The organism is Acetobacter pasteurianus subsp. pasteurianus LMG 1262 = NBRC 106471 (genome assembly GCF_000285275.1).
Taxonomy (GTDB): Bacteria; Pseudomonadota; Alphaproteobacteria; order Acetobacterales; family Acetobacteraceae; genus Acetobacter; species Acetobacter pasteurianus.
Genome location: NZ_CADO01000014.1, coordinates 1 through 24,450, shown reverse-complemented (window position 1 = coordinate 24,450; position 24,450 = coordinate 1). Strand labels below are relative to the sequence as shown.

Genomic DNA, 24,450 nt, shown 5'->3' with positions numbered 1-24,450 from the left:
GCCGGTTTATTCGGGTTGTTTATTAGGCATGGGGGTGCGTGCAGATGCGCGTGCCCCCTGTGCTGTTCATAACGTTAGGTGGAATCAGCAATGCTGCTCTGGGTCGGGTTGGGCAATCCCGAATCCTCCATGCGTCGGCACCGGCATAATGTTGGCTTTATGGCGGTGGAAGCCATTGCCCGTAAGTACGGGTTCACGCCATGGCGCAACCGCTTTAAGGGCGAGGTTGCAGAAGGCCGCATAGGTGGGCAGAAAGTTCTGCTGCTGTTGCCCATGACCTATATGAACAAATCGGGTGAAAGCGTGCAGGAAGCCGCCGCTTTTTATAAAATTGCACCCGAAAATATTACCGTTTTTCATGATGAGCTGGATCTGGCACCGGGCCGCCTGCGCATAAAGCGTGGGGGAGGGGCCGCGGGGCATAACGGTTTGCGCTCTACAGATAAAATGTTGGGCACGCCAGAATATTGGCGTGTGCGCATAGGCATTGGCCACCCCGGCGCCAAGGAACGGGTGCACGGCTGGGTGCTGGGCAATTTTACGGAAACAGACCGGCAGGAATGGCTGGAACGGCTGCTTGATCGCATGGCCGATGCCGCCCCCCTGTTGGCAGATGGGCGGGCAGACCAGTTCATGACAAAGGTTGCACTGCCGGAAGGGAGCAAGGGCTGATGGGTTTTAACTGCGGTATTGTCGGGCTACCCAATGTGGGTAAATCCACGCTGTTCAACGCGCTTACGGCCACGGCCACGGCGCAGGCAGCCAACTATCCGTTCTGCACGATCGAGCCCAATACAGGCCGCGTGGCTGTGCCAGACCCCCGGCTGGACAAGCTGGTGGAAATTGGCAAATCGCAGCGCGAAGTGCCCACCAGCCTTGAGTTTGTAGATATTGCTGGCCTTGTGCGCGGTGCCTCCAAGGGTGAAGGGCTGGGCAACCAGTTTTTGGCCAACATCCGTGAAGTGGACGCCATTATCCATGTGCTGCGCTGCTTTGAAGATGATGACATCACCCACGTTGAAGGCGGCGTGGACCCCGTGCGTGATGCCGACATTATTGAAACGGAGCTGATGCTGGCGGATCTGGATTCGCTGGAAAAACGTCTGCCCAATCTGGAAAAGCGCGCCCGCAACCGGGATGCCGAAGCCACAGCCCAGCTTGCCGTTATGGCACCGCTGATGGAAGCACTGCGTGAAGGCCGCCCGGCCCGCACCGCCATTCCGGCAGGGGAAGAAGAAGCCGTGCGCCGCCTACAACTGCTCACCACCAAGCCGGTGCTGTATGTGTGCAACGTGGATGAAGACTCGGCTGCAACTGGCAACAAGTTCTCGGAACAGGTGCAGGCCAAGGCTGCGGCAGAAGGTGCTGCTGCCGTTATTGTGTCTGCCGCGATTGAAGCCGAAGTCAGCCAGCTTGAAAATGAAGAACGGCGCGAATTTCTGGAAGGTCTGGGCCTGAATGATAGCGGGCTGGATAGGGTTATTGCCGCTGGCTACAAACTTTTGGGCCTGTGCACCTACTTTACCGTAGGCCCCAAGGAAGCCCGCGCCTGGACAATTACCGCAGGCACCAAGGCCCCGCAGGCTGCTGCCGTTATTCACAATGATTTTGAACGCGGCTTCATTGCATGTGAAACTGTCGCGTATGATGATTACGTTCAGTATGGTGGGGAAGCCGGCGCCAAGGAAGCAGGCCGCCTGCGTATTGAAGGGCGAGATTACGTGGTGCAGGATGGTGATGTGCTGCTGTTCCGCTTTAACGTCTAACAGCCACGCACAACCACAAATGACAGCTTGATGGCCTGCCACCACCGGCAGGCCAGATAGAAAGATGGAGATAGGAACGCCGTTATGAACGCGGAGGGTGAGAGTAAGCTGCAAGGGGTTACAACGGCTTCGGCCAATCCCGTGCAGGATGTTCCAGCGCAGGCACAGGGGCAGGGGGCAATGGCCGCCTTGGCCCATCGTGCCCGGCTGGCGGCCCGCACACTGGCGCAAAGTTCTTCCGCCACGCGGGATAAAGCCCTGTGGGCCGCCGCTGCGGCTTTGCGTGAGGCTACTCCAGCCATTCTGGAAGCTAATGCGCAGGATCTTGCCGCTTCCACCGCTAACGATGCGTTCCGTGATCGGCTTACCCTCACGCCCGAACGGGTGGAAGCCATGGCCCGTGGTCTGGAGGAAATAGCAGATCTGCCAGACCCCGTAGGCCGTGTGCTGGAGGAATGGACACGCCCTAACGGCCTGCGCATCCGCCGCGTTGCCACCCCTGTGGGTGTTATCGGCATGATTTATGAAAGCCGGCCCAATGTGGGGGCGGATGCTGCCGGGTTGTGCATTAAATCCGGTAATGCCGTGCTGCTGCGTGGGGGATCTGAAAGCCTGAACAGCGCACGTGCCATTCACGCCGCCATGCAGGCCGGATTACGCTCTGCCGGTTTGCCGGAAGATGCCGTGCTGATTGCCCCAGATGCCAACCGCGCCCATGTGGCGGAAATGCTCACGGCGTCTGGCCTGATTGATCTGATCATTCCGCGTGGTGGGCGTTCATTGGTCGAACGTGTGCAGCGCGAGGCCCGCGTGCCTGTGCTGGCCCATGCTGAAGGGCTGTGCCACACCTATATTCATTCTGCGGCAGATTTTGCCATGGCGCGCCGCATTGTGCTCAACGCCAAAATGCGCCGCACCGGTATTTGCGGTTCTACCGAAACGCTGCTGATGGATGCCGCCATTGCCTCTGCGCTGCTGCCGCAAATTGTGGCGGATCTGGCAGAAAAAGGCTGCACCTTTAAGGCCGATGCCGCCGCACGCGCCATTGTGCCCGATCTGCCCGCTGCAACGGCAAAAGACTTTGCCACAGAATGGCTGGATGCGGTTCTGAACATTGCCGTGGTGGATGGTGTGGATGAAGCGTTGGACCATATCGCACAGTATGGTTCTTCCCACACAGAAGCCATTGTGACGGCTGATGAAAACATGGCCATACGGTTCATGAACGGTGTTTCCAGCGCTGTGGTGATGTGGAATGCCTCCACCCAGTTCTGTGATGGTGGTGAGTTCGGCTTTGGTGCGGAAATTGGCATCGCCACGGGCCGCTTCCATGCGCGCGGCCCGGTGGGCGTAGAGCAGTTGACCACCTTCCGTTACGAAGTGATTGGCACCGGGCAGGTGCGTCCCTGATTTTTGCGGCCATGCAGCCGATTGCACGGGGCGCGTAGGTGCCGGTAACTTTCCAACCACATTCGGCTGCAAAGCCCAGTGCGCGTGGCACTGTTATTCCCACCTGGGGGGATAACAGGTGCCTGCGTATCGGGCTTTTGGGTGGGTCTTTTAATCCCGGCCATAAAGGGCATCAGGCCATTGCGCGGCGTGCGCTGGCGGTGCTGGGGTTGGATCAGGTGTGGCTTATGGTTTCACCCGGTAACCCGCTTAAAGCCGGGCGCTCAGATATGGCGGCCTTGCCTGCACGCTTGGCCACGGCCCGCCAACTGGCAGATGGGCGGCGCATTATTGCCACGGATATCGAAAGCCGAATCGGCACACGTTATACGGTGGATACAGTGCGGGTGCTGCAAACGCGCTTTCCGCGCGCGCGGTTTGTGTGGCTGATGGGTGCAGATGGTCTGGCCACCCTGCCGCGCTGGAAAAACTGGCGGCAGCTTGTGCACAGCGTACCAGTGGCGGTTTTCCCCCGTCCGGGGCAAAATGCGCGGGCCTTGCATGGGCTTGCCGGGCGGTATCTGGCCCGCTGGCGGGTGCCTGCATGGCGCGCACATGCCCTTGCGGAACTTTCTCCCCCCGTGTGGGCTTTTCTTCCGGGGGCACAAAACAGTATATCTGCAACAGCTATTCGTCAGCAGGGCGGATTCAATGCCGCTGCAGGCCAACCCCATACCCCCGATACGCTTTAGAGATCAGGAGAACGGTCATTCCTACCAAGCCCCCCGCCGAAACATCAGCACGTTCCCGCACGGCCACCACGTCCACCAAAGGGCGGGCCGCACCTGTGCGTGCCACCACAGCCGGCGCTGCTGCCCCCGGTTCCGTGCGTAAAAAAGCCGCTGCGGCTGGCCCCAAGGCCACCACCAAGCGCGAAGCCGTGGCCCCGGATATGCTGGAGCAATCTCTGGCGCTCATCACTGCCAGCCTTGAAGATGACAAGGCCGAAGACATTGTGGTGATCGACCTTGCTGGCCGTGCCTCATTTGCAGATAGGATGGTGATTGCCACAGGTCTGGCAGACCGTCAGATTTCCGCCATGGCGCAGCATATTGAACGCAAGCTGCGTGATATCGGCATTAAGCGCGTAATGGTGGAAGGCGCCAACGGGTCCGACTGGGTGTTGCTGGATACGGGCGATATTGTGGTGCATCTGTTCAAGCCGGAAGCACGCACGCTGTATGGTCTGGAAAAAATGTGGGGCAAGGAACTGGATGAAGGCGCAGAAGGCAACGTGACCCGCCTGTAATCCACTTGTTCATGATGTTGTTCCCTGATTTTTCAGTGCGTATGGGCACACCGGCATGAGGTTGGTGGCCATTGGGCGTATGAAGGATAAATCCGAGCGGGCGCTGGTGGAACGGTACCTCAAGCGCCTGCGCCCCAAGTTGGAGATTATAGAGCTGCCAGATGGGCGCGGCAGCCCGGATGAAATCAAACGGCGCGAGGCACAAGCCATTCTGGCAGCCTGCCCCGCGCAAAGCCATGTTGTGGTGCTGGATGAAGCCGGGCGCAATTTCAGCAGCCCGGAGTTTTCCAATGCCGTGCAAGGCTGGCTCACGGCTGGCCGCACCCCCTGCTTTGTTATTGGCGGGGCGGAGGGGCTGGATGCCTCGGTTATCCAGCGGGCCGATGCCTCCATGTCCTTTGGCACACTCACATGGCCGCATATGTTGGTGCGGATTATGTTGGTGGAGCAAATCTACCGCGTGCAGGCCATTGCGGCGGGGCATCCGTATCATCGTTCCGGGCGGCCATAAGGGGCTGCTGACTGCTTTTATGGCATGGCGGCAGTGAACCACAGGGTCTGCCTGCATGGGTGCAGACCTGATAGCGTCCGGCCTTTCCTGAACAGACCGGACTGAAGATACATGACAGACGTTCTCTACACTCCGGATGCCCTGCGGCAGTTGCAGCACACTGGCAACGCCGTTCTGATAGATGTGCGTTCGGAAGAAGATTTTGCCAAAGGGCATATTCCCGGTGCCGTGAACATGCCGGATATTTTTACCTATCTGGCAGAAACATCAGAAAGCGGGCTGGCCAGCCTGCAACAGAAGTTTTCATCGCTGTTTGCGCAATACGGTCTGGATGGCAGCAAAACAGCGGTTGTGTATGAAGATGCCCTGCATACACGTTATGGCGCGTCCTGCCGTGGATACTGGATCTTGCAGTATCTGGGTTACCCCAAGGTGGGTATTCTGGATGGCGGGTTGCGGGCGTGGCAGGCCTCTGGCGGCACGTTGACGCAGGATGTCACGCACCCAGCACCCACGCAGTTTCCGCTCTCTATCAACCACGCGCTGATGGCCACGCGGGAAGATGTGTTTGCGGCCCTTACCAACCCGTCCATCAAGCTGCTGGATAACCGCGACAAGGTGGAATGGTTGGGTGAAAGCTCATCACCTTACGGGGTGGATTTTGCGCCGCGCAAAGGGCGTATTCCCGGTGCTGTGTGGATTGAGTGGTATAGCTTCATGCACACGCAGGATCAGGAAGCACGCTTTAAAACGCCAGAAGAAATTCGGGCTCTGGCAGCCACACGCAACCTGTACCCGGATGATGATATCATTATCTACTGCTTCAAAGGCGCACGCGCTGCCAACACCTATGTGGCGCTGGCTTCTGCCGGGTTTACCAAGCTGCGCATCTATATGGGATCATGGAACGAGTGGTCTCGCCATGCAGATATGCCCATAGAAGATGGTGTGCCGCGGGCTTCTGTGCCGTATCGCCCGCAGCAGGGCTGAGGCGGTTAGAGGTTTTCCGAATCTGCAAAGGGGGCGGTGTCATGCTGGCGCTGCTCCCACTTGCGGCAGGCCGTGCGCAACACCGTTACAAACCGCGTAACCAGCGGCATGTTCTGCCCGGTGCGGATGGCAACAGCCAATGTGGCGCGGGGTGCGGGTTCACTAATGGCATGAAACGTCACCCCGCCAGCATGAATCTGGCTGAGTGAGCGCGGCACAACAGAAACCCCAAGCCCCGCCGCCACCAAAGGCACGGTGCCCGCAATTTGCGGAGCCTGCTGGCCCATTGTGGGGGTAACGCCCGCAAGCTGATAAGCCGAGAGAATGGCATCATGAAAGCCTGGGCCTAGTTCACGCGGGAAGATAATCAGCGGGTCATCCGCCACCATATCCAGACTGATCACCGGTTCCTTGGCCAGCCTGTGGCCACGAGGCAGAGCGATAACCGTGGGTTCATCCAGCAAGTGAAAAACCGAGAGGCGTGAGGGATCGGTAAACGGCGGGCGGATAATGGCAATATCCACGCTGGGTTCGTGCAGCGCCGCACAAAGGGCAGGGGTGTTGCTTTCTTCCAGAGAAAGCGTGACATCGGGCGCCATTTCCCGAAACCGGCGGATGGTGAGCGGAATAACCGGTAACAGCGGCACAGCCCCGGCTAGCCCTACGCGAATATGCCCTCTTTCCCCCCGCGCCAGACCTTCTGCCGTGGAAAGAAACTGGGCCTGCAAATCCAGAATGGTGCGGGCGCGGGGCAAAAGCACTTCGCCAATTTCTGTCAGCTTCATGCCCCGAGTCTGCCGCTCAAACAGCGTCACGCCCAAATTACGCTCAAGCTGGCGGATTTGCTGGCTGAGTGGAGGTTGCTCAATACCCAGTGCCTCTGCGGCATGGGTAATGCTGCCATGCTCGGCAACGGTTACGAAGTAGCGCAGGTGCCTGATATCCATATGGTATATGTAATACATATGGATAACGTGTTCAATATATATTGGAAGACTGGTTTCCACTGTTATAACGTGCGTGCGAAACGAACTTAAACCACCATGCGTTTGTGGGAGTATTGCAGCATGAAAAAACAGTCGGTGATGGACATGGATGTCCGCTCTTCTGCCCTTGGCAACGGCGTGCTGAAAAAGCCTGTTGCAAACCGTTTGTACCAGACCTCCACCATGGCTGCCCTGCTGGATGCGGTGTACGATGGTGAAACCACGCTGGATGAACTGCTCCAGCACGGTAACTTCGGCCTTGGCACATTCAACGCCCTTGATGGCGAAATGATTGTGACGGACGGCGTTGTGCGCCAGTTCCGTGCAGAAGGTCTGGCCGCAGAAGTGCCCGGTTCTCTTAAAACGCCTTTTGCCTGCGTAACTTATTTTGAACCGGAAAAAACGGTTACCATCGATTCCCCCAAAACCAAGGAAACGTTTGAAGAGCTGGTGGACAGCCTGCTTGGTAACCCCAACCTGTTTGGTGCCGTACGCTTTACGGGTGAATTCCAGCGCGTTGATACCCGCACGGTGTTCTGCCAGTGCAAGCCGTATCCGCACATGCTGGAAGTGGTGAAAAAGCAGCCCACCTGCACCATGGAAAACGTTATGGGCACCATGATCGGCTTCCGCACCCCGGTTTACATGCAGGGCGTGAATGTTGCGGGCTACCACCTGCACTTCCTTTCTGAAGATAGCAAACGTGGCGGGCATGTTACGGAATATCGCCTTGTGCGCGGTAAGCTGGAAGTGGCTTCCATTTCCGATCTGGAAATTCAGCTGCCCCGTACGGAACAGTTCGCCAAGGCTGATCTGAACCCCGAAAGCCTGAGCGAAGCCATCCGTATTGCTGAAGGCGGCTGAGCCTCCATTCGCTGAACATTTTTAACGGGGTTGCTGAAAAACAGCTTTCTGGCAGCCCAGTTTTTGCAGGACAGAACTGAAATGACCAATCCGGCAGACAACGCCGCTCAGTGCGGTGCGGAGCTTATTGTCAAAAATCTGGAAGCCCACGGCGTCAAGCACGTGTTCGGTATTCCGGGTGCTAAGGTAGACCGTCTGTTTGATGCGCTGGTGGATTCCTCCATCACCACCGTTGTTACGCGGCATGAACAGAACGCAGCCTTTATTGCAGGTGGCCTTGGCCGTCTTACAGGTAAGGCAGGCGTGTGCATTGCTACATCCGGCCCCGGTGCCTCCAACTTTGTAACCGGCCTTGCCACCGCCAATTCCGAAGGCGACCCGGTGCTGGCCATTGGTGGCGCCGTAAAGCTGGCAGACCGCCTGAAGCTGACGCACCAGACCATGGATACGGTCAACCTGTTCAAGCCCATCACCAAATACAGTGTTGAGCTGACAACTCCGGTTGCGATTTCTGAAGTCATGGCCAACGCTTTCCGCTTTGCAGAAGGTGGCCGCCCCGGTGCTGCTTTTGTAAGCACGCCTATGGATGTGCTTTCCATGCCAGCACATGCACCGGTTCTGGCTGGCCGTCCGCTGCCGCGCGTTGGCGGTGCCCCGGCTGATGTGATTGCAGAAGCCGCAACCATGCTGAAAAATGCCAAGCGCCCCGTGGTTCTGCTGGGCATGCTGGCCAGCCGCCCGGATGTGGCAGATGGCGTGCGCGCTTTTGTAAAAGAAACCGGCGTGCCGGTTGTGGGCACCTATCAGGCTGCTGGTGCGGTTTCTGAAGATCTGGTGGACCGTTTTGGTGGCCGCGTTGGCCTGTTCCGTAACCAGCATGGTGATCAGCTTCTGCACGAAGCCGATGTTGTTGTGGCTATCGGCTACAACCCGGTGGAATATGATCCGTGGCTGTGGAACGTGAATGATGACCGCAAGATCATCAACGTGGATATCGTTCCTGCAGAACTGGATAACGCCTACGTTCCGGCTATTGAACTGATTGGTGAAATTGCACCAACGCTGACAGTGCTGGCAAAAGATGCAGGCAAGCTGGCCCGTGCTTCAGAACTGGAAGCTGTTCTGGAAGGCTACAAAAAGGCCCGCACCACCGCGCTGCTGGAAGCCCGCAGCACCAGCAACAACGCCGTGCATCCGCTCCAGATCGTGCGTGAACTGGAACAGTTTGTAACCCCGGATATGACACTGTGCCTGGATATGGGCACCTTCCATATCTGGCTGGCACGTTATCTGCTGTCCTTCCGGGCGCGTCAGGTGCTTATCAGCAATGGTCAGCAGACAATGGGCGTAGGCCTGCCGTGGGGTATTGCCGCAAGCCTGCTGAACCCGGCGCAGAAAGTGCTGTCCATCTCTGGTGATGGTGGGTTCATGATGTCCAGCATGGAACTGGAAACGGCTGTGCGCCTGAAGTGCAACCTGATCCACATGGTCTGGATTGATGAAGCCTACAACATGGTGGAAATGCAGGAGCAGAAGAAATATGGCCGTGGTTCCGGCGTGAACTTTGGCCCCATTGATTTTGCAAAATATGCAGAAGCCTGCGGCGCAACGGGCATTAACGCCACTACGGAAGACGAAGTGCGTCAGGCCCTGCGTACGGCCATGGATGTAGAAGGCCCGGTGGTTATTGCCGTGCCGGTTGATTACTCCCACAACCATCTGCTCATGCAGCCGCTGGCTCAATTGGGTGAAACGAGTGCCGCAGCGTAAAGCTGCGCAAAAAACGCAGGCCAGATTTTTTTGCTGATGTGCGCGCCGCCTGTTTTGCAAAATGCTCCATTTTGTTATAACAAGCGGCGTAGCAGTTCAGGCTGCCAGAAAGGGCAGCACAGCATGACAGAAATCCGGGCCAGCAAAGCAGATGTTCATACTCTGCCTTATTGTGAATTCCCCTGCATATTTCTGCCAGTCTATCAGGGTAGGGGAATGAACAAATCCTTTCAGTCGTGCAAAGTGTATATACAGTTGGGCAATGGCGCAGTGTGCCAATGCGCAGGCTGTGGCACACTTGCCAAAACGGCAGAATAGGGGGCAGGCGTAATGGCAGTAACATCTGTAGAAACAGCAGGCGGCAAAACCCGGCGCGGTGCAGCGGTTTTGCTGGAAGTGCTGCGCAGCGAAGGGGTTGAATACATATTCGGCAACCCCGGTACTACGGAACTGCCGCTGATAGATGCTCTGCTGGAAGTGCCCAACGTGCATTACGTGCTGGGCCTTCAGGAAGCCAGCGTGGTGGCCATGGCAGATGGCTACGCACAGGCTGCCCGCAAACCGGCTTTTTTAAACCTGCATACGGCAGGTGGTTTGGGCCACGGCATGGGCAATCTGCTCAATGCCAGTGTTTCCCAAACCCCATTGGTGGTTACGGCCGGGCAGCAGGATTCCCGCCACACTATTTCTGATCCACTTCTGTTTGGTGATCTGGTGCAGATTGCCCGCCCCGCCGTAAAATGGGCGCAGGAAGTGGCCCATGCAGATCAGCTTCCTGTTTTATTGCGCCGCGCTTTTCATGATTCCACCGCAGCCCCCACAGGGCCGGTGTTTCTGTCACTCCCCATGGATGTGATGGAAGAAATGAGCAGCGTTGATATTGGAGAGCCCTCCAATATCAACCGTCAGGCTGTGGCGGGTGGGCTGCCAGAACTGGCGCAAGCTCTTACAGCCCTGCGCCCCGGCAAGGTGGCCATTATTGCGGGGGATGAGGTGTATGCCTCAGATGCCGCAGATGAAGTTGCGGCTGTGGCAGAGTGCTTGGGTGCGCCGGTTTATGGCTCATCATGGCCATCGCGCATTCCGTTTGCCACGGCGCATCCGCTGTGGTGCGGCAACCTGCCCACACAGGCCACCGGCATTGCGGAAAAGCTAAGCGGATACGATGCCATTTTCGCATTGGGTGGCAAATCCCTCATCACCATTCTGTACACAGAAGGCCCGGCCCTGCCGCCATCTTGCGCGGTGTATCAGATGTCTTCCGATGTGCGGGATCTGGGCCGCACGTTCTGGACGCCGCTTTCCGTAGTGGGGGATATTCGCGCATCCTTGCAGGCGTTGTTGCCCATGCTGCAAAAGGCGGCGGCCCCGCAGCGTGCTGCCTATGCGGCATCGGGCCAGAAGGTGGCGGAAGCTCGCCGCGCGCAGCGTGCGCAGGCTGTGGCCGAGGTGCTGGCTCATCCGGCAGATGCCGTTATCTCCCCCCGCGTTGCGGCATGGGAAACGGTGCGTGCCATTGGCCCGGATATTGCCATTGTGGATGAGGCCATTGCCACTTCATCCGATGTTCGGTTGTTTTTAGAAAGTGCATGGTCTGCACAGTATTCCTTCCTGCGGGGGGGCGCACTGGGCTGGGGCATGCCTGCGGCTGTTGGGGCCTCACTTGGCCTTGGGCGGGATAGAGTTGTCTCACTGGTGGGGGATGGGGCAGCCCTGTATTCCCCACAGGCTTTGTGGACAGCCGCACACGAAAAGCTGCCCGTTACTTTTGTTGTGATGAACAATCGCGAGTACAACGTGCTCAAGAACTTCATGCGGCAGCAAAACAACTATATCTCTGCGCAGGAGGGGAAATATCCTGCAATGGATATTGTTGATCCACAAATAGACTATCAGGCTCTGGCCCGGTCCATGGGGGTGCCTTCCAGCAGAGTAACGCGGGCGGCGGATATTGCGCCCACGCTGGAAGCAGCATTAGCGACCGATGGCCCCACGCTTGTTGAAATTATGATTGCAGCGGGCTGAGAGTGTCTGGCTGCAAAAACCGGGGGTGCGTATGAAAATCGGGTTGTTTATTCCCTGTTACATAGATGCGTTTTATCCAAACGCAGGGGTTGCCACGCTGGAGCTGCTGGAAAAGCTGGGCCAGGCTGTAGAATACCCTATGGAACAAACCTGCTGCGGCCAGCCAATGGCCAATTCAGGCTGTAACCGGGATGCTGCCTCTGCTGAGGCGCTGTTTGTCAAACTCTTTGCCAAATACGATGCCATTGTCATGCCATCTGGCAGTTGTACCCACCATGTGCGGGACAACTTTGATGCCATTCCGCAAACGGATGAAGTGCGGCATGTGCGTGAAAACACCTTTGAGCTGGTAGAATTCCTGCACGATGTGCTGAAGGTGGATAATTTCCCTTGGGCGGAATTCCCGCACAAGGTGGGCCTGCACAACAGCTGCGGCACTTTGCGCGCCCTGCGTACGGCCAGCATGTCTGAACTGGGTGAACCTTTCTTCTCCAAACCGATGGATCTGCTTTCCAAGGTGAAGGGCATTTCCTTCGCCCACCCCAAACGGCCTGATGAATGCTGCGGTTTTGGTGGCACCTTCTCGGTTACGGAAGAAGCCGTTTCCGCCAAAATGGGCGTGGATAAGGTCACCGATCACCACAAAGCCGGGGCGGAATACATTGTTTCTGCCGATACGTCCTGCATGATGCATCAGCAAGGGTGTGCGGAACGGGCCGGGGTTCCCATCCGCTTCATTCACATTGCTGAAATTCTGAATGGAGCACGGGAATGAAGGTCAAACCAGTCAACCACGCCAAGGCGGCGGAAGAGTTCATTGAAGACGTTGCGCATGAAAGCTTTCATGATGAACGCCTGTGGGACTTGCGCCAGAAGCGTGATGAGCAGATGCACATTCTGCCGGAATGGCAGGAACTGCGCACCCGTGCCTCGCAGATCAAGGAACACACGCTGGCCAACCTGCCCGAATATCTGGAGCAGTTTGAAGCCAACGCCAAAAAGAACGGTATTCACGTTCACTGGGCAGCCGATGGTGCGGAACATAACCGCATAGTTGGCGAAATTCTGGAAAAACACGGCGCCAAATCGCTTATCAAAAGTAAGTCGATGGTGACCGAAGAATGCCAGATGCGCGAATATCTGGAACCGCGCGGCGTTACGGTTACCGAGACAGACCTTGGTGAACGTATTCAGCAGCTTGATAACCAGATGCCCAGCCACATTGTGGTGCCAGCCGTGCATAAGCTGATACCAGACGTGGCCAAGATTTTTGCCGAGCACTATCACACAGACCCGAACGACAACAGCGCGCAGTCTTTGGCATGGCAGCAGCGTCTGGCCGCGCGCCCGGTTATTCTGTCTGCCGATGCAGGCATGACAGGTGGCAACTTTGTTGTGGCAGAAACAGGCTCCTTCGTTGTCTGCACCAATGAAGGCAATGCGGACCTAAGCGCTACGGTGCCGGGGCTGCATATTGCCACTATCGGGATCGAACGCCTTGTGCCGCGTATGGCGGATATGGGTGTGTTTATCCGCCTGCTTTCCCGCAGTGCGCTGGGCTCCCCCATTACGCAGTACACCACGCATTTCCGTGGCCCGCAGAAGGGTAGTGAAATGCATGTTGTGCTGGTGGATAATGGCCGCTCACACCGCCTTGGCATGCAGGATTTCTGGACATCGCTGAAGTGTATTCGCTGCGGTGCGTGTATGAACACCTGCCCGGTGTATCGTCGTTCCGGTGGTCTGTCCTACGGTGCCGTATATTCCGGCCCGATTGGCGCAATTATTGACCCCACCTTTAACGAGCGCAAATACAGCACGCTGCCGTTTGCTTCCACCATGAACGGAAGCTGCACCAATGTGTGCCCGGTCAAGATCAACATTCACGAGCAGCTTTACAAATGGCGGCGCGTGCTGGCCGAACATCATGAACTGCCGTTTGTAAAACGTGAGATCATGCATATGGCGGGCAAGCTTATGGGCCAGCCCAAGCTGTACCGCGCAGCCATTAACGGCACGGAAGTGGCGCTGAGCACCATGCCACGTTTTGTGCTGTATAACTGGCTGAACCCGTGGGGCAAGCACCGTGAACTGCCGCACCCCGTCAAAACCACCTTCAACAGTTGGTACAAGAAAAACCGCCTGAACAAGCAGAAGGAAGGGGAAAAAGCATGAGCTCGCGCGATGCCATTCTAGCCCGTTTGCGGGATAATCGCCCAGACCCCAACGCCCATCCGCTGCCCCCCGTTGCCAAATTGGGGGATATGGATGCAGGCAAGGCGCGTTTTGAAAACAGCCTGCAAATTATTGGTGGCCAGGTTCTGGAACGGCAGGAAAACGATACGCTGGCAACGGCTATTGCCCGCACCTTTCCGGATTCCAAGGTGATCTGCTCTGCCGTGCCGGATTTTGAAGGCACAATCCGGATTGAAGATCTGGATTCCCCACAGCAGGCGGCCTCGGTGGATGTGCTGGTGGTGCGCTCACCTTTCGGTATTGCCGAAATGGGCTCCATCTATCTGAGCGAAGCGCAGTTGAATAACCTGAACTCCGCAGCGCATCTCACGCAGCATATTGTGGTCATTCTTTCCCCCAAGAATCTGACCGCAAACATGCACACCGCCTATATGGACCGCCCCGAATTCCACACCGCCAATTACGGCGTGCTGATGAGCGGGCCTTCCGCTACGGCGGATATTCAGGGTGTTCTGGTGCGTGGTGCACAGGGCGTGCGCACGCTTTCCGTGTGGTGGGAAGACTAAACCCTACCAGCCTGAAAAGAGCGTTTCTTCAAAAGCCGGAGCGGGGATCAGCCTGCTCCGGCTTTTTTGTATGCGCGCAGCAGGGGGTGTGCTCTTGTATTATTCGTTAACACATCGCACAGAATAAAGGGCAGGCTTTGCCTGTTCATGGTTGAAAAGCGTGGTGTGAGGATAAAACAGGGGCGCGGATATGGTGGAGAAAAACACAGCAGCAGCGCCCATTCTGGCAGGCGCAGATATACAGCATGGTGGCACGGGGGCACCTCGGCTTATCGGGTTGGGGCTGGTGGCCTCGGCGTTGTTTTCTGTCACCTTTGTGCTCAACAGGTCCATCAGCCTGCATGGCGGGCACTGGGTGTGGAGTGCCGCACTCCGGTATATTGAAACCGCTTTGCTGCTGTTGGTGTGGGGCTTTGTGGCCAAAGGCCCGCGCTGGGTAGGGGCAATCTGGCACCTGTTCTGGCAAAAGCTGCGTTTCTGGCTGGTGGCGGGCGGCATTGGGTATGGTGCCTTTTACGCGTGCTGCTGCTTTGCGGCCAATCATGCGCCCGGCTGGATAGTTGCAGCCACGTGGCAAAGCACCATTCTGGCCACGCCTGTGGTGCTATGGGCCTTTGGTGGCAAGGTGCCCTTACGCGGTGTGGCGTTTCTGGTGCTGATTTTTGCCGGCATTGTTATTCTCAATGCAGGGCGGTTGGAATCTGGCGTGCCATTGGCACAAATTGTCTCTGGCGTGGTGCCGTTGCTGGTGGCGGCGTTCTGTTACCCTATAGGCAACCAGTTGCTTAATCGGTTCCGGCATCAGGCCGGGCCGCATGCTGCACTGTTGCGAGATCCACTGGCCGCTGTTTTGTTGATGACACTCGGCGCCCTGCCGTTTTTTGCGGGGCTATTGGTAGTGGTGCGCCCCCCATTGCCAGATATGGGGCAGATAACATCCACGGGCCTGATTGCGCTGTTTGCAGGCTGCTTGGCCACACCACTGTTTACCTATGCTCGCAACCTTTCATCAGATCCGTATCTGATTGCCGCAGTCGATGCCACACAGGCGGGAGAGGTTGGGTTTACATTGGCGGGAGAAGCCCTGCTGCTGGGCAGTATTTCATTGGGAATGGCAGATTACGTGGGCCTTATTGCCGTTATGGGCGGCCTGATTGGCTTTGCCGTAAGCGAGGAAACAGCCCCCGAGGCCTGAATACAAAAACGGGTGGGGCATTGCTGCCACCACCCGTTTTTACAACGCTATGCTGTAAGCTGGTTTTAGTCCCGCACGCGCTCAATCTGTGCGCCACAGGCGGCCAGTTTGCGTTCCACAGCCTCATACCCCCGGTCCAGGTGGTACACGCGGCTGAGGATGGTTTCCCCATGCGCGGCAAGCCCTGCCAGAATGAGTGAGAAAGATGCCCGCAGATCAGTCGCCATAACAGGTGCGCCAGAAAGGCTGTGCACGCCGCGGATAATGGCGGAAGATCCATGCACGTTAATGCGTGCGCCCATGCGGTTAAGCTCCGGCACATGCATGAAACGGTTTTCAAAAATGGTTTCCGTAATCATGGAGGCCCCTTCGGCCACGGAAAGCAGGGCCATGAACTGGGCCTGCATATCTGTGGGGAAACCGGGGTAGGGTTCTGTCATGATATCAATGCCACGCAGCGCACCGGTGCGGCGTACACGCATGGCGTTGCCTTCCTGCGTCACTTCCACGCCGGTTTCTTCCAGCGCGCGCACCACAGCGCCCAGATGGTCCACATGCCCATCAATCAGGCGCAGGTCACCCCCCGTAATGGCGGCGGCGCAGGCATAGGTGCCGCATTCAATACGGTCTGGCATAATGCGGTGGTGGGCACCGTGCAGGGCTTCTACACCATCAATGGTAATGGTGCCGGTGCCAGCGCCAGAAATACGTGCGCCCATGGCGTTCAGGCAGTTGGCCAGATCCACCATTTCCGGCTCACGCGCGGCATTCACAATTTCCGTGCGCCCTTTGGCAAGGGTGGCGGCCATCATGATATTTTCCGTGGCCCCAACAGAGGCAAACGGCAGAATAACCCGCTCGCCCTTCAACCCTTTGGGGGCCTTGGCGTTGATGTAGCCGTTTTCCAGCGTAATTTCCGCGCCCAGAGTTTCCAGCCCCCGAAGATGCATATCCACCGGGCGCGTGCCAATGGCACACCCACCGGGCAGGGAAACGCGTGCTTCATGGCAGCGTGCCAGCAGGGGCCCAAGCACCAGAATGGAAGCGCGCATTTTGGAAACAATGTCATACGGTGCTTCGGTGTTGGTAATGTCACCGCCAACGGAAATGGTGGAACCATCACCTTTTACGTCTTCCACTTCCAACCCATGCTGGCGCAGCAGGGCGCGCATGGTGCCAATATCGGCAATGCGCGGCACGTTGGAAAGCACCAGCCGTTCAGATGTCAGCAGCCCGGCCACCAGCAGTTTCAGGCCTGCGTTCTTGGCACCGCCAATAGTAATTTCGCCGTGCAGGGGGCGTCCGCCCCGGATGATGAAACGATCCATGGTCTTTCTTACATCCGCGGGGTGGCAACGCCACGCTGGCCCATATATTTGCCAGCACGATCTGCGTAGCTGACTTCACACGGGCTTTCACCCTTGAAGAACAGGAACTGGCAGATGCCTTCATTGGCATAAATGCGTGCGGGCAGGGGCGTTGTGTTGCTGATCTCGATCGTCACCTGTCCTTCCCATTCTGGCTCTAAAGGGGTGACGTTGACGATAATGCCGCAGCGCGCATAGGTGGATTTGCCCAAGCACACCACCAGTACATCACGCGGGATACGGAAGTATTCAATAGTATGTGCCAGCACAAAGCTGTTGGGCGGAATAATGCACACATCGGCCCGGCGGGAAACAAAGCCATCTGGGCTGAAGTTCTTGGGGTCCACAATGGCGTTGTTTACATCCGTAAAAATACGGAAATCATCCGCCACGCGGGCATCATACCCGTAGGAGGAAAGACCGTAGGAAATAACGCCTTCGCGCTTCTGGTTTTCCACAAACGGTTCAATCATGCCGTGGTCCTGAGCCATCTGGCGGATCCATGTATCTGGCATCACGGGCATGTCTTGTCTTCTCCGGTAGGGTGGCGGTTTTGTGCGCCGGGTTCAGAACTGGTGGGGGTGGCAGAATCTGTTGAGTCCTGCCGGGTGCGTGCCTGTTCCTTGCGGCGGCGCAAATTGGCACGCAGCGCCGCAGCCTGCCGGGCCATACGCTCGGCGCGGGCAGCTTCCGCTTTAGAGGAAAGGCGGGGGCCGGAAGATGTGTTTTCGGGCGTATCAGTCATGCCGGTATGCAGCAGGCCAGTCGCGTAGGTTAAACGTTCGACAGGCTGACTAGCAGAGGCAGCCTGCCCTGACTAGGGCAGACTGCATGCGTATGGGCAAAACCTGCTAGAGGTTGGCAATAACCTTAAGGCCCATCATGCCCGCATTGCGGATTTTATGTGTTTCACCGGGGTGAATCATATACTGGAACTCTGGCTGCACCAGCAGGCCGGGCAGGGCATCAATACCGTAATAGGCCTCGATCACGTCAGACGAATGCTGCACGCCATACACACCACTTGGCAGGCCGTATCCGCCATCCAGCGCAAGCTGCTCACTCTGCCGCCGCCGGTTGCTGACCTTGTACCATGAGAACATCATGCCCAACCGGTCTGTCATGCGTGAGGGAATCACCCCCACGAGGGAGATGCCGCCATACAACTGGTCAGACACATTAACGGCGCGCGGGGTCACATGGATGTAGCCGCCCATCAGGTAGCCACCGGCCATCATGTTACGGCCACCAAGGCGGTACACCATCTGGTCTGCTTCCAGCCAGAACATGTCAGACGGGGCAGAACGTGCGCCGGGCACCTGTGCGGCAACAGCACTGGGCAGGGCCGAGCCAATTTTATCGGCATAGCGCGTGGTATCATGCGCATAGCCCAGCACGTAATGCCCCGGCAGGCGGTTGCGCGTTAAAAAGGGCTGCCACGTAAATTCGATGGGCAGGGAAATACCGGTGGCGTGTTCCGCGCCCCATGCCCAGCCGGAGGGGTTTTCGTTCAACGCGCCCACAGAATACGCGCCTATCTGGATAGCCGTATCCCATGTGGGGCGGAAGCGGATGCGCGCCCCCCATGTGGCTTTTGGATACACGCTCATGCCCGGATTCTGCTTGATGGCCACAGGCGCAGAACACGTCACCATGAACGAGCAGAGCAGAGGCGATGTAGCAAACACATGGGTGAGCGACATACGCCCGAAAATGACATCCAGCGTGTTGTTGCGGAATTTCTTTTCGGCATACAGGTCCACCAGATGGGCCACCACGTTGCCGGAAAGAGAATACACTTCCTGCAAGCCAACGTAGGATTCGCCCACGCGCGGGCCCTGAATGGCCTTGCCGGCACGTTCCATCACCAGCGTATGCACAGACCACCCGCCCAGTCTGGGGTCCATTTTGCCCAGATCGAAAATGGCCTGAAGGGTGAGTTCATGCACGTAGCTGGTGCCTTTTTCCCCCGGTCGGCCACCGGCAAACAGGCCGTTGGCTTCGCCCTTATAGGTAAAGGAAAAGGTAAAGCCTTTTTCACGCAGTCGGTTTCGGAATGGGCTGAGCTGCGGAATAAGCGCGCCAGACCCCGCCGTGGGCACGTAGTACGGATCATTCAAATCCGTATCTCGCAGTGCATCCAGATTGGGGGGCAATATGCGTGAAGGGCCTTTCTGTGGCCAGAATGGAATCCAGCTCCACCTTATGAAAGGCCGAGGCATCGCGCCCGATGGGCCCACAGGCTGCACGCTCATGGTGGCCATACCGGGAAACGGCAGAACAGGCACACCGCTGGGCGGGATAGGCGTGTTGGGTGGGCGCCGAATGGCGTTAAGGTCCGGGCCGAGGGATTCGGCATCCAGCGGGCGGCCCGCCTGTGCGGGGCCTGCGTGTACCTTGTTGGCTCCGGGTGTTATAATCGCATCGGATACAGGTGCCACGGCCGTTTGGGCCGTAAGCGGAGATGTGGTTGTGCTTTGCGCCTGTGCCGCATTGTGTGCGCCAACGGGCAATACAACAGCCGCGCAACCTGCAAGCAGCGCAGAAAGGGCGGTAGGAAATGCACGCCCGGGCATATCATGCTCCGCTTTATGGCGGCATGTTTTTAAAAAAGTCATTCCGCTTCCCGCAAAATCATGAGTGTCGGAAATGTTGACCACAATGCTGGTGAGGAAAAAGCTCCGCAGAGCTTGCCTGTCTGTTTAAGGCAGCATGGTGAGCCAGCGCAGATAGGTGGACAATTCACCTTTTAGCGCAAAGGCAGCGGATGAACGCAAAGCACGAGAGCTGAAGATGAAAGGCATGGGACAAACCATTATTGTTGTTTTTGGTTGTTGGCCCCTCATCACAAACAGAAGCGATGTGTGTGGTCAAGCTGGCATTTGTAATAATATTTCCTAAAATAGGCTAATAATGAAATAAAAGCCAATAACGAGATGTATTTTTTGTTATAACGGTAATTTTGCAACAGGTGGTACATTGTCCTGCGGCATCTCTAAATCCTGCCAGCCGCAAAGCTGCGCATGGGCATGTTCCAGCCCGGCCCGAAAGCCCGGAGAACACAAAGCTTTGAACTCGGCTTCCTGCTCATACGTAGGCATCAGCCTTTTCAGCAGGGCGTTTTTATGTGTGGCGGGGTGGAAGTAGATTTCAGAAACACCTTCGGGCAGATGCGCGGCCAGCGCGGCCACGCGGTCTGTTGTCATGTGGCCGCTCCATGCCAGCCCAAAGCACCAGTCATTTGTTTTCATGCCTGCGGCATGGGCCTGATGGCGCAAAAGGCTTGTCCAGCGGCGGAGGGCGGCATCACCCAGCGTATCTGTATAGGTGCCAGCGGCGTAAAGGGGTTCGGGCGGTTCCAGCGGCACGCGCACGGCATTGAGCCCATAGCGTTTGCCAATGGTGACAAGCAGGTGCCCCACCGTGGGGTGTAGGTGCATGTGTTTGTGGGCATTGGCGTGGTCCAGCCGCAGGCCGGTGCGGCGGAAGGCTTCAAACTGGGCGGTAATTTCGGCTTCCAGTTCTCTCCGTCCTTCAGGGCGGAAGAAGTAATCCACCCCCAAGCCAAATTGCGAGGATGAAAACCATCCATCAGGCTGGGTAATAAGTGGCAGGCTGGTGTGGGGCAGAACAGCGGGGCCTTCTATCACCACAAGGTGCAGGCCAACATTAAGGGTAGGCAGGCGTTTGGCGCGTTCTATGGCGTCATCTACAGCCTCACCCGCAACCATGAGGCTGGCTGTTGAAAGCAGGCCATTGCGATGGGCAAGTTCGATTGCCTCATTCACTTCAACAGACATGCCGAAATCATCGGCAGAGATAATGGCGCGTTTCATAACAGAACCCCTGATCTTGCTCCGGCAGTATCTAGCACCGGCAGGGGGGAAATGTCATGGGCGGAGGCATTTTGCCCCCGCCCATGTGGCATGCGTAGGTTACGCAGCGTCCTTACGGTTTTTAAGGAACTGGAAGAATTCCACGCCTTCACGCAGGCGGCGTTTCATCATCTGCGGAGAACGCACCATTTCACCCAGGATGGAGGCAATCTTGGGCGCGCGGAAGTAGAACTTCTTGTAGAAGTCTTCCACGCTGTTGAAGATTTCCGTGTGGGACAGGTGCGGGTAATGCAGCGGTGCAATCTGCACGCCGTTATCATCCAGCAGTTCTGCGTTGGTTTCATCCAGCCAGCCGTTTTCCGTGGCCTGCTTGTGCAGGGCCGTGCCCGGATACGGAGCCGCCAAGGAAACCTGCAACGTGTGCGGGTTGATTTCCTGCGCGAAGCGGATGGTTTCCTGAATGGTTTCCTTGGTTTCCCCCGGCAGACCCAGAATGAAGGTGCCGTGGATTTTAATACCAAGTTCGTGGCAGTTCTTGGTGAACTCACGCGCCACTTCAACGCGCATACCCTTCTTGATGTTATGAAGGATCTGCTGGTTGCCGCTTTCATACCCAACCAGAAGCAGGCGCAGGCCGTTATCACGCAGTACTTTCAGTGTTTCGCGCGGCACATTGGCCTTTGCGTTACAGGACCACGTTACACCCAGCTTGCCCAGTTCACGCGCAATGGCTTCTGCACGCGGCAGGTCATCGGTGAAGGTGTCATCATCAAAGAAGAACTCTTTCACCTGCGGGAAGTACTGCTTGGCCAGACGGATTTCAGCCGCAACGTGCTGCGGGCTGCGTGTGCGGTAGCGATGGCCACCCACCGTTTGCGGCCACAGGCAGAACGTGCAGCGAGATTTACAGCCACGGCCCGTGTAAATGGAAATGTAGGGGTGCATGAGGTACCCAATAAAGTAGTCCTCAATGCGCAGGTCCCGCTTGTACACTTCGGTCACGAAGGGTAGGCTGTCCATGTCTTCAATCATGGCGCGGTCACGGTTGGTGATGATTTCACCATCCTTGTTGCGCCACGTAATGCCGTCTACGTCCTTGAAGTCACGGCCTTCGGCAATTTCCTTGATTGTGTAATCAAATTCATTGCGGGCCACAAAATCAATCGGCGCACCCTTCAGCAGGCTTTCTTCTGGCTGAACAGCAACCTTTGCGCCCACCATCCCGATCTTCAGGTTGGGGTTCACGTCTTTAAGCATCTGCGCCACTTCCACATCCTTGGCGAAGGATGGGGTGGAGGTGTGCAGAATAACCAGATCGCGGTTTTTAACGTCTTCCAGAATTGGTTCCATGCCAATGCCGGCGGGCGGTGCATCAATCAGGCGGCTGCCTTCAACCATTGCAGCGGGCTGGGCCAGCCATGTCGGATACCAGAAGGATTTGATTTCGCGCCGTGCCTGATAGCGCGAGCCTGCGCCACCATCAAAACCGTCAAAAGTCGGGGGCTGCAGGAAAAGTGTTCTCATCGTCATCGGTTTTTATCCTGACAAGGGCGTGAAGCGGTTGGAGCCGGCAAAAAAGCGGTCTGCAAGGCTTCCATGGTCATTTAGCTGAGGGATTTACTCTGGGCTGTTAGCATAAGGCAAGTGTTGCGTGCGCCGGGCTTACTGTCTGGCGGAAAGACCACCAGATGAAGGCGGCCCAACCGGGTGCGGGGCCACATGCATGGTTTGCCCCCGCCAGTGCACTTCCGTGCCGGATGCGCTGCCCACCATAATGGCGGCGGAAAGCCAGTCCCGCACAGGCAAAAGCAGAAGCGGCCACAGCGGGCGAGACCCCACGGTGCGGTCTATCATTAACGCGGTAAGGCAGCGAAAGCCCCATACCCCCCAGAAAAAAGGGAGTGTCCACGCAGCATGGGGTTGGAACAACACCACAAGCGTAGCCCAGAACAGTGGAAGCTGGATTGAAGAGGCCGCATAGCCCGCCGGTGCAAGCGTGCAGACTGTGCGGCCCCATCTGAGCTCATGTTTTAACAATTCTGTAAAACTGGATTCGGCAATGGTGGTCCATGTTAGGCAGTCGGCAATGGTAATATCCATGCCTAACTGGCGCACCAGACGGCCCAGCAGGGCATCATCCGCCACATGCGGCAGCAGGGCTTCCAGCCCACCCACCTGTTCCAGCGTTTCACGCCGCAGGGCCATGGTGGCGCCCAGGCAGTCTTGCCGGCCCAGATAGCGGGAAAGAATCACGCCGGGCAGGAAGTTGTGGTTGATCTGGCAAGCCGCCAGCATCTGCACCACGGTATGCTTGGCAGGCAGCCCCGCATACAGGGTGGTAACCAGCCCCGTGTTGGGTTTGTTCAGCCCAGCCACGATATGTTGAAGATAATCCGGGCTGACATGAATATCAGAATCGGAAATAACCAGAATATCGTGCTTGGCCTGCGGCAGGATATTCATAAGGTTGCTGATCTTGCGGTTTAGCCCGTGCAGCACGGGGTTAACTACCAGATCCATATCCAGTTCGGGGTGGCGTTCTTGCAGGCGGCGCACAATGGCTATGGCCGGATCATCTGCATCGCGCACGCCAAACAGTATCTGCACTTCTGGGTAATCCTGCGTGCAAAAGCTTTCCAGAGCTTCTTCCAGCAGGGGCTCAGAGCCATAAAGCGGCTTTAAAACCGTAATGGGTGGGTGGTTTTCAAGAACAACCGGCTTGTGCTCCTTGCGGCGGAAACGGGCCAGAAGGCCCGCCCCCAAAGCAGATTGCACGCAGCCGGTAACAGCCAGCACCGCGCTGGCCGCAGCTAGAAACGGAAAGGCGGACATTACACCTCAACCGTTTTATGGCCCCGTCGGGGCGCTGTTTTCTTTCCGCTGCGGCGCACGATACTGCTTCTCGCTTCTGCTTAATCTTTGGAGTAGCTCTGAACCTTGCGGTTCAGCACGTTAATCAGGCCCTGCACGCCGCCAGAATTCAGCGTGGAGCTGAAGTCAGACCGCTGGGCAGCCGCCTGACTGATGCGGGAATCGCTGAGCAGCACATCGGTAATTTTCCATGCACCACCTTCGTTGTGCATGATGTAGCTTACAGCCGTGCCAGGCATGCTGTCATCAGACCCGATATGGGTTTCTACAATCTTGCCGCCGCCAGCAGGCGCGTCCGTAACAGACGGAGAAACGGTGAAGCGTGCGCCAGAACCGGGCTTAAAGCTGGAGACATAGCGCGCAATGGTAAAGTTGCGGAACGCTGCCAGCAGGTTCTGCTTGTCGCTCGGGCTCAGGCTATCATAGCGCAGGCCAACAGAGGCTTTCAGCACGGCTTCAAGGTCGTAAGCCTGATCCACTGCACCCGCAACCATCTGGCTGCGATCAGCAAAGCTGCTGTGCGCGTTCTGAACCTGATCCAGCGCTTTATACAGCGTCTGGATAGGCGCGCTTACGGCGCTTGCCGGAGCAGACTGGGCAAAAGCTGCCGGAGCGGAAATGCCAGCGCCAGCAACCGGAAGGAGGGCCATGGTCATACCAAACACAAGGCCTGCACGAATAGAAAAGCGTTTCATGGCTTAAGATTTTGTCCCGGTTGCGCGGTTTGGCAAGGTCGCTTCGAGCATGTCACCGATGCCCAACGCGCTTAGAGCGGTTCCGACGATGTGCGGAGCGGAGAGACCGGCCTC

Annotated in this window: 22 protein-coding genes and 1 pseudogene; 14 read left to right on the top strand and 9 right to left on the bottom strand. The window is 57.3% G+C overall.

The genetic code is table 11. The features are described 5' to 3' along the window. The first annotated feature begins 90 nt into the window (after positions 1-90). The 7 genes from pth to APA10_RS04305 all read left to right on the top strand — a co-directional run bounded on the left by pth (position 91) and on the right by APA10_RS04305 (position 5,965). Positions 91-672 carry an aminoacyl-tRNA hydrolase gene (pth, locus tag APA10_RS04335; RefSeq protein ID WP_003625001.1) on the top strand — a complete coding sequence of 194 codons (582 nt, stop codon included), beginning with the start codon at positions 91-93 and terminating at the stop codon, positions 670-672. After that, positions 672-1,766 (top strand): redox-regulated ATPase YchF, encoded by a 1,095-nt coding sequence (gene ychF, locus APA10_RS04330; RefSeq protein ID WP_003625000.1) that lies wholly within the window; start codon positions 672-674, stop codon positions 1,764-1,766. Before pth ends, ychF begins: the two co-directional genes overlap by 1 nt. A gap of 84 nt (positions 1,767-1,850) precedes the next feature. Continuing rightward, a complete protein-coding gene (locus APA10_RS04325; protein ID WP_003630016.1) occupies positions 1,851-3,176 on the top strand; it encodes a glutamate-5-semialdehyde dehydrogenase in 1,326 nt (441 codons plus the stop codon). A gap of 38 nt (positions 3,177-3,214) precedes the next feature. Then, positions 3,215-3,907, top strand: coding sequence for a nicotinate-nucleotide adenylyltransferase (locus APA10_RS04320; RefSeq protein ID WP_003630018.1), 693 nt, complete (start codon positions 3,215-3,217; stop codon positions 3,905-3,907). A gap of 95 nt (positions 3,908-4,002) precedes the next feature. Then, positions 4,003-4,464: a ribosome silencing factor gene (gene rsfS / locus APA10_RS04315; RefSeq protein ID WP_003624991.1), complete on the top strand. Its 462-nt coding sequence runs from the start codon at positions 4,003-4,005 to the stop codon at positions 4,462-4,464. Between the two features lie 55 nt (positions 4,465-4,519). Next, positions 4,520-4,975 carry a 23S rRNA (pseudouridine(1915)-N(3))-methyltransferase RlmH gene (locus tag APA10_RS04310; protein ID WP_003630020.1) on the top strand — a complete coding sequence of 152 codons (456 nt, stop codon included), beginning with the start codon at positions 4,520-4,522 and terminating at the stop codon, positions 4,973-4,975. A 111-nt stretch (positions 4,976-5,086) separates the two neighbouring features. Beyond that, positions 5,087-5,965 carry a sulfurtransferase gene (locus tag APA10_RS04305; protein WP_003630021.1) on the top strand — a complete coding sequence of 293 codons (879 nt, stop codon included), beginning with the start codon at positions 5,087-5,089 and terminating at the stop codon, positions 5,963-5,965. A gap of 5 nt (positions 5,966-5,970) precedes the next feature. Here APA10_RS04305 and APA10_RS04300 read toward each other — a convergent pair whose 3' ends face one another. Continuing rightward, positions 5,971-6,912, bottom strand: a complete 942-nt coding sequence (locus tag APA10_RS04300) for a LysR family transcriptional regulator (protein ID WP_035365910.1) — start codon at positions 6,910-6,912, stop codon at positions 5,971-5,973. 96 nt (positions 6,913-7,008) lie between these two features. Between APA10_RS04300 and budA the strand changes: the two genes are divergently transcribed. From budA to APA10_RS04260, 7 genes are all read left to right on the top strand, one after another. Continuing rightward, a complete protein-coding gene (gene budA / locus APA10_RS04295; protein WP_003624984.1) occupies positions 7,009-7,815 on the top strand; it encodes an acetolactate decarboxylase in 807 nt (268 codons plus the stop codon). 81 nt (positions 7,816-7,896) lie between these two features. Then, positions 7,897-9,585 (top strand): acetolactate synthase AlsS, encoded by a 1,689-nt coding sequence (alsS, locus tag APA10_RS04290; protein ID WP_035362371.1) that lies wholly within the window; start codon positions 7,897-7,899, stop codon positions 9,583-9,585. Between the two features lie 330 nt (positions 9,586-9,915). Then, complete coding sequence (locus APA10_RS04280; RefSeq protein ID WP_003624976.1) at positions 9,916-11,610, top strand: thiamine pyrophosphate-dependent enzyme; 1,695 nt, start codon at positions 9,916-9,918, stop codon at positions 11,608-11,610. A 31-nt stretch (positions 11,611-11,641) separates the two neighbouring features. Further along, positions 11,642-12,385, top strand: coding sequence for a (Fe-S)-binding protein (locus APA10_RS04275; RefSeq protein WP_035365903.1), 744 nt, complete (start codon positions 11,642-11,644; stop codon positions 12,383-12,385). Beyond that, complete coding sequence (locus APA10_RS04270; RefSeq protein ID WP_003624973.1) at positions 12,382-13,785, top strand: lactate utilization protein B; 1,404 nt, start codon at positions 12,382-12,384, stop codon at positions 13,783-13,785. Before APA10_RS04275 ends, APA10_RS04270 begins: the two co-directional genes overlap by 4 nt. Next, positions 13,782-14,372 carry a LutC/YkgG family protein gene (locus tag APA10_RS04265; RefSeq protein WP_003624971.1) on the top strand — a complete coding sequence of 197 codons (591 nt, stop codon included), beginning with the start codon at positions 13,782-13,784 and terminating at the stop codon, positions 14,370-14,372. The genes APA10_RS04270 and APA10_RS04265 overlap by 4 nt, the downstream gene beginning before the upstream one ends. A gap of 190 nt (positions 14,373-14,562) precedes the next feature. After that, on the top strand, positions 14,563-15,567 hold the full coding sequence (locus APA10_RS04260) for a DMT family transporter (RefSeq protein ID WP_003624969.1): 1,005 nt from the start codon (positions 14,563-14,565) through the stop codon (positions 15,565-15,567). A 65-nt stretch (positions 15,568-15,632) separates the two neighbouring features. Here the strand turns inward: APA10_RS04260 and murA are convergent, their stop codons facing one another. The 8 genes and pseudogenes from murA to APA10_RS04220 all read right to left on the bottom strand — a co-directional run bounded on the left by murA (position 15,633) and on the right by APA10_RS04220 (position 24,336). After that, the gene (gene murA, locus APA10_RS04255; protein WP_003630030.1) at positions 15,633-16,895 is read right to left on the bottom strand and encodes a UDP-N-acetylglucosamine 1-carboxyvinyltransferase; all 1,263 of its coding nucleotides are present in this window, start codon (positions 16,893-16,895) and stop codon (positions 15,633-15,635) included. 8 nt (positions 16,896-16,903) lie between these two features. Beyond that, complete coding sequence (gene dcd, locus APA10_RS04250; RefSeq protein WP_012812446.1) at positions 16,904-17,458, bottom strand: dCTP deaminase; 555 nt, start codon at positions 17,456-17,458, stop codon at positions 16,904-16,906. Beyond that, positions 17,449-17,679, bottom strand: a complete 231-nt coding sequence (locus tag APA10_RS04245; RefSeq protein ID WP_003624963.1) for a hypothetical protein — start codon at positions 17,677-17,679, stop codon at positions 17,449-17,451. The genes dcd and APA10_RS04245 overlap by 10 nt, the downstream gene beginning before the upstream one ends. Positions 17,680-17,785: 106 nt before the next feature. Beyond that, positions 17,786-19,594 (bottom strand): annotated as a pseudogene (locus tag APA10_RS04240) (carbohydrate porin). 288 nt (positions 19,595-19,882) lie between these two features. Then, positions 19,883-20,770 carry a hopanoid biosynthesis-associated protein HpnK gene (gene hpnK / locus APA10_RS04235; RefSeq protein ID WP_003630033.1) on the bottom strand — a complete coding sequence of 296 codons (888 nt, stop codon included), beginning with the start codon at positions 20,768-20,770 and terminating at the stop codon, positions 19,883-19,885. A gap of 99 nt (positions 20,771-20,869) precedes the next feature. Beyond that, on the bottom strand, positions 20,870-22,300 hold the full coding sequence (gene hpnJ, locus APA10_RS04230; protein ID WP_012812448.1) for a hopanoid biosynthesis associated radical SAM protein HpnJ: 1,431 nt from the start codon (positions 22,298-22,300) through the stop codon (positions 20,870-20,872). Between the two features lie 132 nt (positions 22,301-22,432). Continuing rightward, a complete protein-coding gene (gene hpnI / locus APA10_RS04225) occupies positions 22,433-23,602 on the bottom strand; it encodes a bacteriohopanetetrol glucosamine biosynthesis glycosyltransferase HpnI (RefSeq protein WP_003630035.1) in 1,170 nt (389 codons plus the stop codon). A gap of 80 nt (positions 23,603-23,682) precedes the next feature. Then, positions 23,683-24,336 carry an ABC transporter substrate-binding protein gene (locus APA10_RS04220; protein ID WP_003624952.1) on the bottom strand — a complete coding sequence of 218 codons (654 nt, stop codon included), beginning with the start codon at positions 24,334-24,336 and terminating at the stop codon, positions 23,683-23,685. Between the last annotated feature and the right edge of the window lie 114 nt (positions 24,337-24,450).